Here is a 17,148-nt window from a genome sequence, read left to right as displayed (position 1 = left end):
GTTTTTCGTCAAAAATGACTATCACCAGAGGATAACCCGGTGAACCGTTTTGTAATTGCTGACTCGACGGTCTGTATTGGCTGTCGAACCTGTGAGGCGGCGTGTTCGGAAACGCATCGCCTGCATGGGGTGCAGTCCATGCCGCGTCTGCACATCATGCGTAATGAAAAGGAGTCTGCCCCGCAGCTCTGTCATCACTGTGAAGATGCCCCTTGCGCGGGTGTTTGCCCTGTGAATGCCATCACTCGCGTTGATGGCGCTGTCCAGCTGAACGAAAGCCTGTGCGTGAGCTGCAAGCTGTGCGGAATTGCCTGCCCGTTCGGCGCGATTGAATTTTCCGGCAGCCGCCCGCTGCATATTCCGGCTAATGCCAACACGCCGAAAGCCCCTCCTGCGCCCCCGGCCCCCGCGAAGGTAAGTACGCTGCTTGACTGGGTCCCCGGCATTCGTGCCGTCGCGGTGAAATGCGACCTGTGCAGCTTTGATGAGCAAGGTCCAGCGTGCGTACGCACCTGCCCGACCAAAGCGCTGATTCTGGTTAACATCCGCGATATCGCCCGCACCAGCAAGCGTAAACGTGAGCTGACCATCAATAGCGATTTTGGCGATCTTTCGCTTCTGCAGGCGCTTAATGAGGAGGTGAAATGAACGCCATAACCATGATCAACAGCGCCGTGGCGTACTTTACCGCCGCCGCAGTACTGGCGCTGATCTTCTCTTTGCATAAAACCCTGAGCGGCTGGATCGCCGGAATCGGCGGGGCGGTCGGTAGCCTGATGACGCTGGCGGCGGGCGGTGTCGTCCTGCTCGGTGGTCAATCCGTAGAGGCCATGATGCCGCTGATTCGCCACACCGTGGAGATTACGCCGCTAAATGCCATCTGGCTGGTGACGTTTGGCCTGTGCGGTCTGTTTATCAGTCTGTTCAATATTGACTGGCACCGCCATCAGAATATTAAAGCCAACGGCCTGCTGATTAACCTGCTGCTGGCAACGGCGGTCTGTACCGTTATTGCCAGTAACCTCGGGGCGCTGGTGGTGATGGCGGAAATCATGGCGTTGTGTGGTGTCTTCCTGACGGGCTGCAGCGCCTCCGGCAAACTGTGGTTTGCGCTGGGCCGTCTCGGGACGCTGCTGCTGGCGCTGGCCTGCTGGCTGGTGTGGCAGCGCTTCGGCACGCTGGACTTCTCCGCACTCAACGGTCATCCGCTGGGGAATGACGTCTGGCTGCTGGGCGTTATTGGCTTTGGCCTGCTCGCCGGGATCATCCCGCTGCACGGCTGGGTGCCGCAGGCGCATGCGAATGCCTCCGCACCTGCTGCCGCGCTGTTTTCTGTGGTGGTGATGAAGGTCGGTCTGTTCGGCATTTTGGCGATTACGCTGACCGGCGGCCAGCCTCCGCTGTGGTGGGGCGTCGTGCTGCTGATCGCCGGGATGATCACCGCGTTCGTCGGCGGTCTGTACGCCCTGATGGAGCATAATATCCAGCGTCTTCTGGCGTACCACACGCTGGAAAATATCGGCATCATCCTGCTCGGTATTGGCGCGGGCGTGACCGGGTTAGCGCTCAATCAACCGGCGCTGATTGCCGCCGGTTTTATCGGCGGTCTCTATCACCTGATTAACCATAGCCTGTTTAAAAGCACGCTGTTCCTGGGCGCGGGGAGCGTCTGGTTCCGCACTGGCCATCGCGATATCGAAAAGCTTGGCGGCATTGGCAAAAAGATGCCCGTGATTTCACTGGCGATGCTGGTCGGTCTGATGGCGATGGCGGCGCTGCCGCCGCTCAACGGCTTTGCCGGGGAGTGGGTGATCTATCAGTCCTTCTTCGCGCTCGGCCAGAGCGACGCGTTTATCGCCCGTCTGCTGGGGCCGCTTCTGGCGGTCGGGCTGGCGATTACCGGGGCGCTGGCGGTGATGTGTATGGCGAAAGTCTACGGCGTCACCTTCCTCGGCGCGCCGCGCACCCGCGAAGCTGAAAATGCCTGCTGTGCACCGGTGTTGATGGGGGGGAGCGTGGTTGCGCTGGCGCTGTGCTGCATCGCGGGCGGCGTCGCTGCGCCGTGGCTGTTGCCGCTGCTGGGAAGCGCTATTCCGCTGCCGCTGACCGTGGCGAATACCACCGTTTCTCAGCCGATGATTGCGCTGCTGCTGATTGCCGCGCCGCTGCTGCCATTCATTCTGATGCTGTTCTTCAAGCGCGACCGACTCGCCTCCCGCTCGCGCGGTGCGGCGTGGGCCTGCGGTTATGAACATGAACAATCAATGGTGATCACCGCCCACGGCTTTGCCATGCCGGTGAAAGAGAACTTTGCTGCCGTGCTGAAGCTTCGCCACTGGTTGAACCCGGTGGCCTGGATCCCTGGCTGGCAGAGCGCTGCCGTGCCTGCGCTGTTCCGCCGTCTGGCCGTTATCGAGCTGGCGGTGCTGGTAGTGATTGTGATTTCACGAGGAGCCTGACATGAGTTTGTTACTGGCACTACTTCAGGCGCTGGTGTTATTCGCCGTTGCGCCGCTGCTTTCCGGGGTGAGCCGCGTGGCGCGCGCCCGAATGCACAACCGTCGCGGGCCTGGCGTGCTGCAGGAGTACCGCGATCTCTTCAAATTGCTCACTCGCCAGAGCGTGGCCCCGGATGCTGCAGGCTGGGTCTTCCGCCTGACACCGTTTGTGATGGTGGGCGTGATGCTCACCATCGCCACCGCGCTGCCGGTGGTGACGGTGGGTTCACCGTTGTCGGTACTGGGTGATTTGATCACGCTTATCTATCTCTTCGCTATCGCCCGTTTCTTCTTTGCGATTGCGGGCCTGGACACGGGGAGTCCGTTTACCGGTCTTGGCGCCAGCCGTGAGGCGATGCTCGGCGTGCTCGTCGAGCCGATCCTGCTGCTGGGGCTCTGGGTGGCGGCGCAGGTTGCAGGCTCTACCCACATCAGTTTTATCACTAACACCGTTTATCACTGGCCGTTGGCCCGTTCCATTCCGCTGGTTCTGGCGCTGTGTGCCTGCGCGTTTGCCACCTTTATTGAGATGGGCAAACTGCCGTTCGATCTCGCGGAAGCGGAGCAGGAGCTGCAGGAAGGGCCGCTGACGGAGTACAGCGGCTATGGCTTTGCGGTGCTGAAGTGGGGCATCAGCCTCAAACAGCTGGTGGTGCTGCAGATGTTTGTCGGTGTCTTCTTCCCGTGGGGACAGATGACGCATTTCTCGGTGAGTAGTCTGGTGCTGGCCGTGGTCGTTGCGGCGCTCAAACTTCTGGTCGGCGTGTTGGTGATTGCCCTGTTTGAAAACAGCATGGCGCGTCTGCGCTTTGTCGCGACATCGCGCATCACCTGGGCCGGTTTTGGTTTCGCATTTTTAGCGTTCGTCTCCTTGCTGGTGGCGTGATTAAAGAGAGTTTTTATGTCTGAAGAAAAGAAAGGTCAGCAGTATCTCGCCGCGTTACATCAGGCTTTCCCTGGCGTCGTGCTGGAGGAGTCCTGGCAAACCAAAGACCAGATCACCGTCACCGTTAAGGTGAACTATTTGCCGGAAGTGGTGGAGTTTCTCTATTACCAGCAGGGCGGCTGGCTGTCGGTGCTGTTCGGCAACGACGAGCGCCAGCTGTGTGGCAACTATGCGGTGTACTACGTGATGTCGATGGAGCAGTTCGAGAAGTGCTGGCTCACCGTACGCGTTGAAGTGGACCCAAACAAACCGGAGTATCCGTCCGTCACGCCGCGCGTGCCCGCCGCCGTCTGGGGCGAACGTGAAGTGCGCGACATGTACGGGCTGGTGCCTGTAGGCCTGCCGGATGAACGTCGCCTGGTGCTGCCGGACGACTGGCCGGACGAACTCTATCCGCTGCGTAAAGACAGCATGGACTACCGCCAGCGTCCGGCCCCGACCACCGACAGCGAAACCTACGAGTTTATTAACGAGCTGGGCAGTAAAAAGAACAACGTGGTGCCGATTGGTCCGCTGCACGTGACTTCCGATGAACCGGGCCACTTCCGCCTGTTTGTCGACGGCGAGAACATTATCGACGCCGACTACCGCCTGTTTTACGTCCATCGCGGGATGGAGAAGCTGGCGGAGACCCGCATGGGCTACAACGAAGTCACGTTCCTCTCTGACCGCGTGTGCGGTATTTGCGGCTTCGCCCACAGCACCGCCTACACCACCTCGGTGGAGAATGGCATGGGAATTGTGGTGCCAGAGCGCGCGCAGATGATCCGCGCCATACTGCTGGAGGTGGAGCGCCTGCACTCACATCTGCTGAACCTCGGCCTGGCCTGCCACTTCGTCGGTTTTGACTCCGGGTTTATGCAGTTCTTCCGCGTGCGTGAAGCGTCGATGAAGATGGCGGAGATCCTCACCGGCGCACGTAAAACCTACGGTCTGAACCTGATCGGCGGGATCCGCCGTGACCTGCTGAAAGACGACATGATCCAGACCCGCCAGCTGGCGCAGCAGATGCGTCGCGATGTGCAGGAGCTGGTGGATATGCTGCTCAGCACGCCAAACATCGAGCAGCGTACCGTCGGGATTGGTCGTCTTGACCCTGAAATCGCCCGTGATTTCAGCAACGTGGGTCCGATGGTGCGCGCCAGTGGCCATGCCCGCGATACCCGCGCCGATCACCCGTTCGTCGGTTATGGCCTGCTGCCGATGACCGTGCACAGCGAGCAGGGCTGCGACGTGATCTCTCGCCTCAAAGTGCGCATCAATGAGGTGTTCACCGCCCTGAACATGATCGACTTCGGTCTGGATAATCTGCCGGGTGGCCCGCTGATGGTTGAAGGTTTCACCTACATTCCAAACCGCTTCGCGCTGGGGTTCGCCGAAGCGCCACGTGGGGATGATATCCACTGGAGCATGACCGGCGACAACCAGAAGCTCTACCGCTGGCGCTGCCGTGCGGCAACCTACGCCAACTGGCCAACCCTGCGCTATATGCTGCGTGGAAACACGGTTTCCGACGCGCCGCTGATCATCGGCAGCCTTGATCCGTGCTACTCCTGTACCGACCGTATGACGGTGGTGGATGTGCGCAAGAAGAAAAGCCAGGTGGTGCCGTACAAAGAACTTGAGCGCTACAGCATTGAGCGTAAGAACTCGCCGCTGAAATAAGGACTCGTCATGTTTACCTTTATTAAAAAAGTCATCAAAACCGGCGCGGTAACCAGCAGTTATCCGCTGGAGCCGATGCCGGTGAATAAAAACTTTCGCGGTAAGCCGGAGCACAATCCGCAGCAGTGCATCGGCTGCGCGGCCTGTGTAAACGCCTGTCCGTCGAATGCCCTGACTGTGGAAACGGACCTCAAAACCGGTGAACTGGCCTGGCAGTTTAACCTCGGGCGCTGCATCTTCTGTGGCCGCTGCGAAGAGGTCTGCCCGACTGTCGCAATCCGCTTGTCACAGGAATATGAGCTGGCGGTATGGAAGAAAGAAGATTTCCTGCAGCAGTCGCGCTTTGAACTGTGTAACTGTCGCGTCTGCAAGCGTCCATTCGCCGTGCAAAAAGAGATCGACTATGCCATCGCGCTGTTGCAGCACAACGGAGACGCTCGCGCAGAACATCATCGTGAAAGCTTTGAAACCTGCCCGGAGTGTAAGCGCCAGAAGTGCCTGCTACCGTCCGACCGCATTGATATTACCCGCCATATGAGAGAGGCCAGCTGATGGAAAACCTACTGGGCCCGCGTGACGATAACGGCATTCCGGTGCCGATGACGGTGGATGAATCCATCGCCAGCATGAAGGCGTCGCTGCTGAAAAAAATCAAACGCTCGGCCTATGTCTACCGCGTGGACTGCGGCGGCTGCAACGGCTGCGAGATTGAGATCTTCGCCACCCTGTCGCCGTTGTTTGACGCCGAGCGTTTCGGCATCAAAGTTGTACCGTCTCCGCGCCATGCCGACATTTTGCTGTTTACCGGCGCCGTCACCCGCGCCATGCGCTCGCCTGCGCTGCGCGCCTGGCAATCTGCGCCTGACCCGAAAATCTGTATCTCGTACGGAGCCTGTGGCAACAGCGGTGGCATTTTCCACGATCTGTATTGCGTCTGGGGTGGCACCGACAAAATCGTGCCGGTGGATGTTTACATTCCGGGCTGCCCGCCGACACCTGCCGCAACGCTGTACGGTTTTGCCATGGCGCTTGGCCTGCTGGAGCAGAAAATTCATGCTCGTGAACCTGGGGAGCTTGATAACCAGCCTGCGACTATCCTGCACCCGGACATGGTGCAGCCACTGCGGGTGAAGGTCGATCGCACGGCGCGCAAACTGGCGGGCTACCGCTATGGTCGCCAGATTGCCGACGATTACCTGCGTCTGCTGAGCCAGGGTGAGCATCAGGTGGCACGCTGGCTGGAGGCGGAGAACGATCCGCGTTTGAATGAGATTGTGGCAAACCTGAACAACATCGTGGAAGAGGCGCGTATCCGATGAGTGAAACGGTGGTGTTCAGTCAGCTGAGCCGTAAGTTTATTGATGAGAACGATGCCACGCCGGATGCGGCGCAGCAGGTGGTCTATTACAGCCTGGCGATTGGGCATCACCTCGGGGTGATTGACTGCCTGGAAACGGCGTTAAGCTGCCCGTGGCCCGAGTATCTGGCGTGGATCGCCACGCTGGAGGAGGGCAGCACGGCGCGGCGCAAGATGGAAGGCGTGCCGAAGTACGGCGAGATCGTCATCGACGCCAACCACATTGCGATGTTGGCGAACGCGTTTGACGCGGCGCTGAACAGGCAAACCCCTGAGCAGCAGGCGTGGAGCAAAACGCTGCTTAGCATGCTGCACGATATTCATCAGGAGAGCGCCATCTACCTGATGGTGAGGAGATTACGTGACTGACGTTTTACTGTGTGTTGGCAACAGCATGATGGGCGATGACGGTGCAGGCCCATTGTTGGCAGAAATGTGCGCGGCAAATTCTCAGGGTAACTGGGCGGTCATCGACGGTGGCAGCGCGCCGGAAAACGACGTGGTTGCTATTCGTGAGCTGCACCCGGACAGGCTGCTGATCGTTGATGCCACGGATATGGGGCTCAACCCCGGCGAGATCCGCCTGATTGACCCGGATGACATCGCCGAGATGTTTATGATGACCACCCACAATATGCCGCTGAACTACCTGGTCGATCAGATTAAAGACGACGTGGGCGAGGTGCTGTTTTTGGGGATTCAGCCGGACATTGTTGGGTTTTATTACCCGATGACGCCGCCGGTGAAAGCGGCGGTCGAAGTGGTCTATTCACGGCTTGCCGGATGGTGTGGGGACGGGGGATTTTCCCGGCTCTGAACAGCGCCCGGTGGCGCTACGCTTACCGGGCCTACGCTTTTGTAGGCCGGGTAAGGCGAAGCCGCCACCCGGCAAAACAGTCTACTCCAGATCCGCCCCGTTACTTGCAATCACCTTCTTATACCACCAGAACGATTTCTTGCGTTTCCTGTCCAGCGTGCCGTTTCCGGCGTCGTCGCGGTCAACGTACACAAACCCGTAGCGCTTGCTCATCTCGCCCGTTGAGGCGGCCACCAGGTCGATGCAGCCCCAGGTGGTGTAGCCCATCAGCGGCACGCCGTCCTCAATCGCGTCACCCATCGCGCGAATATGCTCGCGCAGATAGCTGATGCGGTAGTCGTCGTTAATCTCGCCGTTTTCATCAATAACGTCTTTCGCCCCGAGACCGTTTTCCACCAGGAACAGCGGCTTCTGGTAGCGGTCGTACATCATGTTCATGGTGATGCGCAGGCCGAGCGGGTCGATGCCCCAGCCCCATTCGCTCACCTGAATATGCGGGTTGCGCAGGGATTTCACGATGTTCGCGGCGCTGGTGTTGCCCGCGTTCATATCTGCCGACGCGCAGCGCGAAGCGTAATAGCTGAACGAGACAAAATCGACGGTGTTTTTCAGCAGTTCGTCGTCGCCAGGATCTTTCACAATCACCACGCCTTTCTCGCGGAACACGCGGGCGGAGTAGGCCGGATAGCTGCCGCGCGCCTGCACGTCGATAAAGAACAGGTTCTCGCGATCTTTCTCCAGCGCCATCCACACGTCTTCTGGCTTGCAGGAGTACGGGTAGAAATTCCCGCCCGCCAGCATGCAGCCGACCTGGTTTTCCGGGTTTACCTCGTGGGCGATTTTGGTCGCCAGCGCGCTCGCCACCAGCTCGTGGTGTGCGGCCTGATATTTCACCTGATCTTCGTTTTCGCCTTCTTCAAATACCAGGCCCGCGCCAGAGAACGGGCTGTGCAACATAATGTTGATTTCATTGAATGTCAGCCAGTATTTCACCAGACCATTAAATTCCTCGAAGCAGGTGCGGGCGTAACGGGCGAAGAAATCGACCATCTTGCGGTTGCGCCAGGAACCGTACTCTGTCACCAGGTGCATCGGCACGTCGAAGTGGCAGAGGGTCACCAGCGGCTCGATGTTGTACTTTTTGCACTCTTCAAACACCGCGCGGTAGAAGGCAATACCTTCTTTATTGGGCAGCGGCTCATCGCCATTTGGATAGAGGCGGCTCCAGGCAATTGAGGTGCGGAACACCGTAAACCCCATCTCCGCCATCAGGGCGATGTCTTCTTTGTAGCGATGATAAAAATCAATCGCTTCATGGCTTGGGTAAAACTCGTCGTCACGCAACGAAAACCGCTTTTCCTTACCGACCTTTACCGCCAGACGATTCGCGCCGTGGGGGATCATATCGACCGTTGTGAGCCCTTTGCCGCCTTCGCGATAAGCGCCTTCACTCTGGTTGGCGGCAAGCGCGCCGCCCCATAAAAATCCTTTTGGAAAAACAGACATTCTTACCTCACTCTCAATTTATGCTTTTGCTGCTTTGCTCTGTACCGGGGCACTCTGGAGGGCGCGCGCTTTTTCAGCATTGTCTTCGACCGGGATATCTTCAAAACCTAATATCAGGGTCAGAACGAACGACAGCACCACCGCCAGCGCCATGACACCGAACACCCAGACGATGGTCATCGGGTTTGCCGGATCGAAGAACTGCACGCTGGTAAACAGCCCCGGTGCGGCCATCGAATGGCTGGCAAGTCCGGCAATGCCGGCCACCGCACCGCAGATAAAACCGCTGATCAGGCTCGCAATCAGTGGACGTTTCAGCCGTACCGCTACACCGTACAGCGCGGGTTCAGAGATCCCCGCCATGATGGCAGAGGCTGCCGCCGCTAACGCCGTCTGGCGCAGCTCCGGGTTTTTGGTTTTCCAGGCTACCGCCAGAGACGAACCGCCAAGGGAGAGGTTGGCGCCGATTTCCGACGGCATGACCATCCCTTCTTTGCCTGTTTCGGCAATGGTCTGGATGATGGTTGGCGTAAAGACGCGGTGCATCCCGGTCATCACCAGCAGCGGCCAGAGTGCTCCCATGATCGCCACGGAGAGCCAGCCCAGATAGCCGTGAATGGTGTAAACCAGCGCGGAGATGGCGCTACCGATCCAGATCCCCAGCGGCCCAATCAGCACAATGGCGAGCGGGGCGGCAATCAGCACGATCAGCATCGGTTTGAGGAAGTTTTTGGTCACTGCCGGGGTAATGCGATCGACCCAGCGTTCGATGTACGACAGGCACCAGGTCATCACCAGCGCCGGGATCACGGTGTAGGTGTATTTCACTGCCGTTACTGGAATGAAGGCGAACTCAACATGCTCGCCCTGCGCGGCTTTCGCCATCAACTCGATAAAGCTCGGATGAACCAAAACCCCTGCAATGGCGATCGCCAGCGACATGTTGGTTTTGAATTTCACCGCTGCCGAGGCCGCCACCATCAGCGGCAGGAAGAAGAAGGCACCGTCGCCAATCACGGTGAGAATGGTGAGCGTCGGCGCGCCTTTAGGCAGCACGCCGGTCATCTCAAGGATCATCGCCAGCAGTTTAACCATCGAGCCACCGATGATCGCCGGGATCAGCGGCGACATGGTGCCGATGAGCGCATCCAGGATCCCGGCGCCAATGCGGCGCAATGTCAATTTCTGTGGACCTTCCGGTGATGCAGGCTGCAGGTCGGCTGGCAGCAGGCTGACTACCTCGCGGTAGGCCTGAGAAACGGTGTTGCCAATGATCACCTGGCACTGGTTGTCGTTGCGCACTACGCCGAGCACGCCGCTAATGCTTTTCAGACGCGCAGCGTCGGTGAGGCTTTCGTCTTTCAGGACGAAGCGCAGACGCGTCATGCAGTGGGTGACGGCGACGATGTTCTCTTTGCCGCCCAGCGCGCTGACGACATCATTCGCCAGCGCAGCGTAATTTTTGGCCATCGGATGAGATCCTGTTATCGTTGTGAGAAATGTAGGAAACCGGTTCCATATAATCATCATGAGTTTATTTGAATGAAACAAGATCACATTTCGACCATTTTTTCATTTCGTGATGATGATCACCAGGCGGTGCAAAAAGCGTGATTTCATCGCTGCGACAATTTTTCTGCAGTGCAGTACACTGCGCTCCATCAGTTTCAGACGGAATAACAAGATGACCACGATGCTTGAAGTGGCGAAGCGGGCAGGCGTTTCGAAAGCAACGGTATCCCGGGTGCTGTCGGGAAATGGCTATGTCAGCCAGGAGACCAAAGACCGGGTGTTTCAGGCCATTGAAGAGAGCGGCTATCGCCCGAATTTACTGGCGCGCAACCTGGCGACCAAACGCACCCAGACGCTGGGGCTGGTAGTGACAAACACCCTGTATCACGGCGTCTACTTTAGCGAACTGCTGTTTAACGCCGCGCGGATGACAGAAGAAAAAGGGCGGCAGCTGATCCTTGCTGACGGCAAGCACAGCGCCGATGAAGAGCGTGAGGCGATCCAGTATTTACTCGATATGCGTTGCGATGCGGTGATTATCTACCCGCGTTTCCTGAGCGTGGATGAGATGGATGAGATCGTCGAGAAGTGTGAGCAACCGATTATGGTGCTTAACCGCCGCTTGCGGAAAAACAGCAGCCACAGCGTCTGGTCCGATCATAAAGCTTCCTGTCAGGAGGCGGTGTCGCAGCTGATTGAGAAAGGGCACAGAGAGATCGCATTTATCACGGGTTCGCTGGATTCACCCACCGGGGTTGAACGTCTCTCCGGCTACAAGGACGCACTGGTTCAGCACGGTATTCCGCTACACGAAGGGCTGATTGCGCAGGGTAAGTGGAACCCGGCCAGTGGTGCAGCGGCGGTTTCCGAGCTGTTGGCTCGGGGGGCAACCTTTACGGCGCTGGTGGCGAGTAACGACGATATGGCAATCGGTGCCATGAAGCAGCTGCACGACAGCGGCGTGGTCACCCCGGACGCGGTATCGGTAATCGGTTTTGACGACGTGGCCATCGCACCTTATATCGTGCCGTCGCTTTCCAGCGTTCGCATTCCGGTGACGGAGATGATCAAAGAAACCATCAGCCGACTGATCTTTATGCTCGACGGCGGGGAGTTTAAATATCAGCAAACGTTCTCCGGCGAGCTTGTCCTTCGCGACTCCGTCATTGACGGCCCTCATCGTTGATGTCGACAGCTGTCATCGTCAGAAGTGACGATGACAGTGCCAGCGTCATTTTTAAATTTATTTAAAATCAATGCCTTAATAATTGGCACGGTTTATGAATATCTCCGCGCATAACAGTAATGCTGGAGAAGCAGATGAACCGTTTTATTATGGCCGATGCCAGTAAGTGCATTGGTTGCCGTACCTGTGAAGTGGCGTGCGTGGTTTCCCATCAGGCGGAGCAGGATTGCGCGTCGCTTACCCCTGACACATTTTTGCCGCGCATCCATGTCATTAAAGGCGTGAATATTTCCACCGCCGCCATCTGTCGTCAGTGCGAAGACGCACCGTGCGCGAATGTCTGCCCGAACGGGGCGATTAAACGCGAAAAAGGGTTTGTGCACGTGATGCAGGAGCGCTGCATCGGCTGTAAAACCTGCGTGGTTGCCTGCCCGTATGGCGCGATGGAAGTGGTTGTCCGTCCGGTTGTGCGTAACAGCGGCATGGGACTGAATGTGCGCACGGACAAAGCCGAAGCCAACAAGTGTGACCTCTGCTACCACCGTGAAGCGGGCCCGGCCTGCATGGAAGCCTGCCCGACGCACGCCCTGGTGTGTGTTGATCGCGATAAGCTCGAACAGATGAGCGCGGAAAAACGCCGTCGTGCAGTGTTCGATACCTCCTCATCTCTGCTGTTCTGATCCGCCATGTGCAGTAACGGCGTACAGCTGCGCGTGCGCGGCAAAGTGCAGGGCGTGGGATTTCGTCCCTTCGTCTGGCAACTGGCGCAGTCGCTTCAGTTAAACGGCGACGTCTGCAATGACGGAGAGGGCGTGCTGGTGCGGCTCGCGGGTAATGGGGGGGCCTTTACCGCGAGGCTGCGCCAGGACTGCCCACCGCTGGCGCGTATTGACGCGATCGACTTGCAGCCCTTCACCTGGAGGCGTGTGCCGGAGGACTTTACCATCCGTCACAGCGCGGGCGGGGCGATGGACACCCAGATTGTACCGGATGCCGCTACCTGTCCGGCATGCCTGGCTGAGATGCGCGATCCCCGTGAACGCCGTTATCGCTATCCGTTTATCAACTGCACCCACTGTGGTCCGCGTTTTACCATTATCCGCGCCATGCCTTATGACCGCCCGGCCACGTCGATGGCGACATTCCCGCTGTGCGAACCGTGTGAAACGGAGTATCGCAACCCCGCAGACCGCCGTTTTCATGCGCAGCCCGTCGCCTGCCCGGACTGCGGGCCGGAGCTGGAATGGCGTGCGGGGGACATCATTACTACCCGCGAGTCTGCGTTAAGCGCTGCGGTAGAGATGCTGAAAAACGGTGGCATTGTTGCCATCAAAGGGTTAGGGGGTTTTCACCTCGCCTGTGATGCGCTCAATCCGCAGGCGGTCGCACGACTTCGATCACGCAAACAGCGTCCTGCGAAGCCGCTGGCCGTGATGATCCCGCAGGCGGAAGCGCTGCCGACGGCGATTCAGACGCTGTTATGCTCACCCGCAGCCCCCATTGTGCTTACGCCAAAGGTGTGTCTGCCCGCGTTACCCGACGAGATAGCTCCGGGCCTGGACTCGGTAGGCATCATGCTGCCCGCAAACCCGCTGCAACATTTGCTCATGCTCGACTGCCGGCGTCCGCTGGTGATGACTTCCGGCAATCTCAGCGGCAAACCGCCCGCTATCAGTAATCAGCAGGCGCTGGACGAGCTTGGGGAGATTGCAGACGGTTTTCTGCTCCACAACCGCGACATTGTGCAGCGGATGGATGATTCGGTCCTGCTTCAGGACGGGACAATGCTGCGCCGTGCGCGCGGTTTTGTACCGGATGCCATCACGTTGCCTGCAGGTTTTAGCAATATACCCGCTATGTTGTGTACAGGTAGCGAGATGAAAAATACGTTCTGCCTGGTGCGCGGGAACCAGGCAGTGCTAAGCCAGCATTTTGGCGATCTCAGTGATGAGGGTGTCGAAGCCCAGTGGCGTTCGGCACTGGCGGTGATGCAGCAGATCTACACCTTTCAACCGGAGCGTGTGGTGTGCGATGCCCATCCGGGTTACCACTCCCGACAATGGGCACACGAGCAGGCGTTGCCGGTCGACACCGTGTTGCACCATCACGCACACGCGGCGGCGTGCCTGGCTGAAAACGGCTGGCCGCTCGACGGTGGCGATGTTATCGCGTTGACGCTGGACGGGATCGGCATGGGCGAGAACGGTGCGCTGTGGGGGGGGGAATGTCTGCGGGTGAACTACTGCGACTGCGAGCATCTCGGTGGATTACCTGCCGTGGCGTTGCCTGGTGGGGATCTGGCGTCCGTTCAGCCGTGGCGCAATTTACTCGCACATTGCCTGGCGTTTGTGCCTGACTGGCAGCACTACCCGGAAACGCGTGCGGTACAGCGCCAAAAATGGCCGCTGCTGGCGACAGCAATCGGGCGTGGCGTCAATGCGCCGCTGGCCTCGTCATGCGGAAGGCTTTTCGATGCAATCGCCTGCGCGCTGGGCATAGAAACGCAACGCTACGAAAGTGAAGCGGCTTGCCGGCTGGAAGCACTGGCTTCACAGTGCGCCGGTGTCGCGCACCCGGTCACGCTTTCGGTGGATAATCTCTCCCTCTTCTGGCAGCAATGGCTGAACTGGCGGGCGGAGCCCTGCGAACGCGCATGGGCGTTTCACGATGCGCTGGCAAAAGGGTTGGCGCAATTAGTCAAATTGCATGCCATGCGTTTATCACTTTCCACGGTGTGCTTCAGCGGTGGGGTGTTACACAACCGCCTGCTGCGTGCGCGTCTGCGTCATTATCTTTCTGACTTTACGCTTCTTTTTCCTTCGCGCCTGCCCGCAGGTGACGGAGCGATCTCCTTCGGGCAGGCGGTGGTCGCCGCCGCCCGGTCATGTTCACAAAGGACTTAAAATGTTACGACTCTTACGCAATGAACCTCGTGCCGCGCTTCTGCTACTGGCTCTGGTAATGGCAAACCTGCTGGCCTGGGGATGGGCGTGGCAAACCTTCAGCGGCAGCACGGCGTTGATGGCGGCAAGCCTGCTTGCCTGGTGTTATGGACTTCGCCATGCGGTGGATGCCGACCACATTGCGGCCATTGATACCGTCACGCGTAAGATGATGCAGCAGGGCAAACGCCCATCCGGCGTAGGGGCCTGGTTCTCGCTGGGTCATTCCACCATCGTGGTGCTGGCCTCCATTGCCATTGCTGCCACCGCTACGGCGTTTCAGAAAAATATGGCATGGTTTCACGAGACAGGGAGTCTGATTGGAACAGCCGTTTCCGCGACTTTCCTGCTGGCGATGGCGCTGGTCAATATGGTGATTTTACGCGGCGTCTGGCGCAGTTTTCAGGCGCTGAAAAAGGGGCGCGCGACAAGCAGTGAAGTAGAGTTACCTGCACAGGGCGGCGTCATGAACTGGTTATTTGGCGCAACCTTCCGGCTGGTCAACAAAAGCTGGCAGATGTACCTGGTCGGATTCCTGTTTGGTCTGGGGTTTGACACTGCCACCGAGATTGGCGTGTTGGGCATTTCTGCCGCCAGCGCCTCTCACGGGATGTCGGTGTGGTCAATCATGATCTTCCCGGCGCTCTTCGCCAGCGGTATGGCGCTGGTCGATACCCTCGACAATTTGTTGATGGTCGGTGCTTACGGATGGGCGTTTAACAAACCGCAACGTAAGCTCTACTACAACATGACCATTACCGGGACATCTGTGGTGGTGGCGCTGTTTATTGGCGGGCTGGAAGCGCTGGGTCTGCTGATGGATAAATTCGCCCTAAGCGGTGGCGTCTGGGATCTGATTGGCGCGGTAAACGACAACCTGGGCAACGCCGGATTTGTGGTGGTCGGGCTGTTTGTCGCCTGCTGGCTGATCTCCATGGTCAACTACCGCTGGCGCGGCTACGATGCGCTGGTCGTGCGCTCCTGAGCCGGCGGTAGCCAGGCGCGGGTGAAATCAAGCCAGCCGCTGGCAGTCAGCACAATGTTCTGCACATTTTCCATCGTGTTGATGCGATAGCGGTAGTGGAAAAGCGGCGTACAGGCGCCGCTTTCAAGCAGGCGATGAAAGAAGGCGGGCAAGTGTGCTCTTAGCGTTTCCTCACTTTCGCAATACGCCATCAGCGTCTGCTTTGCGTTTTGCCACGCGCTCTCACCCAGCGCGGCGATCCACGCGGGTTCTTCAGTAAACCACTCTGCCAGCGCAAAGACCGGTACTTCACCGGCAAGATAATCCCCCAGTAAGATATCCGCTTGCGCCAGCGCGTCAGGCGCATGCCACTCTTCGCGATCTTTCCAGTGAATCGTGACGTCGCAGCCACGCTTTTTCAGGCGAGTTTGCAGCATGCCGGCGAGATCGCACAGCACCGGCGTGTGATAGCAGACCAGTGAAAGGGCTGGTGGAAGCGTCACGTCAGGCGCTTCAGGATACGCGGGTGTCGTGATCCCGGGCAGTATTTCCGTACGGGTTTCAACATCATCCCGGCGGATGAACTGCTGGTTAAGATGCTGGATTTCCTGGCGTAACCAGGCGGCCAGCGGTTTTGGTAACCGGGCATTCACCATCAGCCAGGAAAACCCACCGCTGGTGGTGGTGATGGACTCCTGGGCGTTTTCTCCTTTACCAACGGTTATCCATGCCGGTTTTTCTGTTCCGGCGCGGGTTCGCCAGAACTCAATTGCATGCAGCAGGGGATGTGTCGCAAAGTACCACGGCTGACGCTCAAGGCGCAGATAGTGCGAGTGATGATGAGCAATTGCAAAGGGGCCTGCACCCACATTCGGTTGTTGCGGATGTGGCAAACGGCAAACATGATGCGCGAGACGATGCGCCAGCATGGCGTCTGGCGCGTTAAGCGTGATTTCCAGACACCACGGTGCGATAAGCATCACTTTACTCACGTGAGTTAGCCCTGTATTACGTGCGGGATCGGCCAACAACTGGTGCAGCGCGCCGAGAATATCTTCATCGCTGATCGCTTGTCCGTTATGCCAGTGCGCACCGCTACGCAGGTAAAAGCTCCAGCGAAGTTTGTCGTCACTGCTCTCCCAGTGATGGGCTAAATCGGCCACCGGCTGCGGGTTGCCGGGGAGGTAACGCGTCAACCCAGCGTGAACCGCGCAGATAATATGCTGTTCGGCACGGCGACGCTGGAGAGCGGGATGAAGCGAGGTGAGCGGGCGATACCATGGAATACGGAGCGTCGGCTGGTGTTTAAGCCATTTCCCCCCTAAAAACGGCGTGATGATGTGATGCAGGCTAGCCGGGTCGCCATCGGCCAACTGCAGCGCGCTCTGGTAGTCCCCTTTTTCCAGGCAGGCATGCATCAGCGGTGCGCTCAGTTCGCTGGTGGTCGTCAGGCAATGCAGGATGGCACGATGTCCGCGTCCTGGTTGCGCCTGCCAGCTTAACCATCCGTTTTGCGTAAGCTGGCGCAGCAATGTGCGTGCATGGCGCTCACTGCATAACGCGACACCGGCCACTTCCGCGATGGTCGTGGGCTTTGGCTCTGTGCCGTAGTGCTGATAAAGCCGTTGATACTGTCGGATTTTCTGAAGCTGGCGCATGACGGCGTACCGGTAACAAAAGGAGAATGGTGAGAGTGTAGGGGGTTTTGCGGAATAAATAAGGGTGGGATATATAAAGTGTTCCGGTTTTATTCCC

At 58.5% G+C, this 17,148-nt stretch carries 15 protein-coding genes; 12 read left to right on the top strand and 3 right to left on the bottom strand.

All coding sequences use genetic code 11. From position 1 onward, the window contains the following. Positions 1–39: 39 nt before the first annotated feature. The 8 genes from AAHF05_RS17760 to hycI are packed head-to-tail and all read left to right on the top strand — an operon-like array spanning position 40 to position 7,283. Complete coding sequence (locus tag AAHF05_RS17760; RefSeq protein ID WP_129324902.1) at positions 40–648, top strand: 4Fe-4S dicluster domain-containing protein; 609 nt, start codon at positions 40–42, stop codon at positions 646–648. Further along, the gene (hycC, locus tag AAHF05_RS17755; RefSeq protein WP_129324903.1) at positions 645–2,459 is read left to right on the top strand and encodes a formate hydrogenlyase subunit 3; all 1,815 of its coding nucleotides are present in this window, start codon (positions 645–647) and stop codon (positions 2,457–2,459) included. The genes AAHF05_RS17760 and hycC overlap by 4 nt, the downstream gene beginning before the upstream one ends. A 1-nt stretch (position 2,460) precedes the next feature. Beyond that, entirely contained in the window at positions 2,461–3,384 is a 924-nt protein-coding gene (locus AAHF05_RS17750) for a respiratory chain complex I subunit 1 family protein (RefSeq protein ID WP_129324904.1), read from the top strand. Between the two features lie 15 nt (positions 3,385–3,399). Further along, complete coding sequence (gene hycE / locus AAHF05_RS17745) at positions 3,400–5,109, top strand: formate hydrogenlyase subunit HycE (RefSeq protein ID WP_028016834.1); 1,710 nt, start codon at positions 3,400–3,402, stop codon at positions 5,107–5,109. Between the two features lie 9 nt (positions 5,110–5,118). Further along, positions 5,119–5,661: a formate hydrogenlyase complex iron-sulfur subunit gene (locus AAHF05_RS17740; protein ID WP_049006115.1), complete on the top strand. Its 543-nt coding sequence runs from the start codon at positions 5,119–5,121 to the stop codon at positions 5,659–5,661. Beyond that, positions 5,661–6,428, top strand: a complete 768-nt coding sequence (locus tag AAHF05_RS17735; RefSeq protein WP_028016832.1) for an NADH-quinone oxidoreductase subunit B family protein — start codon at positions 5,661–5,663, stop codon at positions 6,426–6,428. The genes AAHF05_RS17740 and AAHF05_RS17735 overlap by 1 nt, the downstream gene beginning before the upstream one ends. Continuing rightward, positions 6,425–6,835, top strand: a complete 411-nt coding sequence (locus tag AAHF05_RS17730; RefSeq protein ID WP_049006110.1) for a formate hydrogenlyase maturation HycH family protein — start codon at positions 6,425–6,427, stop codon at positions 6,833–6,835. Before AAHF05_RS17735 ends, AAHF05_RS17730 begins: the two co-directional genes overlap by 4 nt. Beyond that, the gene (hycI, locus tag AAHF05_RS17725) at positions 6,828–7,283 is read left to right on the top strand and encodes a hydrogenase maturation peptidase HycI (protein WP_129324905.1); all 456 of its coding nucleotides are present in this window, start codon (positions 6,828–6,830) and stop codon (positions 7,281–7,283) included. Before AAHF05_RS17730 ends, hycI begins: the two co-directional genes overlap by 8 nt. Positions 7,284–7,364: 81 nt before the next feature. Here the strand turns inward: hycI and AAHF05_RS17720 are convergent, their stop codons facing one another. Both AAHF05_RS17720 and ascF read right to left on the bottom strand, forming a co-directional pair. Beyond that, positions 7,365–8,789 (bottom strand): 6-phospho-beta-glucosidase, encoded by a 1,425-nt coding sequence (locus AAHF05_RS17720; protein WP_028016829.1) that lies wholly within the window; start codon positions 8,787–8,789, stop codon positions 7,365–7,367. An 18-nt stretch (positions 8,790–8,807) separates the two neighbouring features. Next, on the bottom strand, positions 8,808–10,259 hold the full coding sequence (gene ascF, locus AAHF05_RS17715; protein ID WP_128347340.1) for a PTS cellobiose/arbutin/salicin transporter subunit IIBC: 1,452 nt from the start codon (positions 10,257–10,259) through the stop codon (positions 8,808–8,810). Between the two features lie 214 nt (positions 10,260–10,473). Between ascF and AAHF05_RS17710 the strand changes: the two genes are divergently transcribed. From AAHF05_RS17710 to AAHF05_RS17695, 4 genes are all read left to right on the top strand, one after another. Further along, a complete protein-coding gene (locus AAHF05_RS17710) occupies positions 10,474–11,487 on the top strand; it encodes a LacI family DNA-binding transcriptional regulator (RefSeq protein WP_128347341.1) in 1,014 nt (337 codons plus the stop codon). A gap of 134 nt (positions 11,488–11,621) precedes the next feature. After that, positions 11,622–12,167: an electron transport protein HydN gene (hydN, locus tag AAHF05_RS17705; protein ID WP_049006101.1), complete on the top strand. Its 546-nt coding sequence runs from the start codon at positions 11,622–11,624 to the stop codon at positions 12,165–12,167. 6 nt (positions 12,168–12,173) lie between these two features. Beyond that, positions 12,174–14,390 (top strand): carbamoyltransferase HypF, encoded by a 2,217-nt coding sequence (gene hypF / locus AAHF05_RS17700; RefSeq protein WP_129324906.1) that lies wholly within the window; start codon positions 12,174–12,176, stop codon positions 14,388–14,390. A 1-nt stretch (position 14,391) separates the two neighbouring features. Next, positions 14,392–15,414: a HoxN/HupN/NixA family nickel/cobalt transporter gene (locus AAHF05_RS17695; RefSeq protein WP_129324907.1), complete on the top strand. Its 1,023-nt coding sequence runs from the start codon at positions 14,392–14,394 to the stop codon at positions 15,412–15,414. Here AAHF05_RS17695 and AAHF05_RS17690 read toward each other — a convergent pair. Beyond that, positions 15,387–17,051 carry an SgrR family transcriptional regulator gene (locus AAHF05_RS17690; protein WP_129324908.1) on the bottom strand — a complete coding sequence of 555 codons (1,665 nt, stop codon included), beginning with the start codon at positions 17,049–17,051 and terminating at the stop codon, positions 15,387–15,389. The genes AAHF05_RS17695 and AAHF05_RS17690 overlap by 28 nt on opposite strands. Positions 17,052–17,148: the final 97 nt, after the last annotated feature.

Source organism: Enterobacter adelaidei (assembly GCF_041937165.1).
In the GTDB taxonomy this organism is placed as follows: domain Bacteria; phylum Pseudomonadota; class Gammaproteobacteria; order Enterobacterales; family Enterobacteriaceae; genus Enterobacter; species Enterobacter adelaidei.
This window is presented reverse-complemented; position numbering and strand designations above follow the sequence as displayed.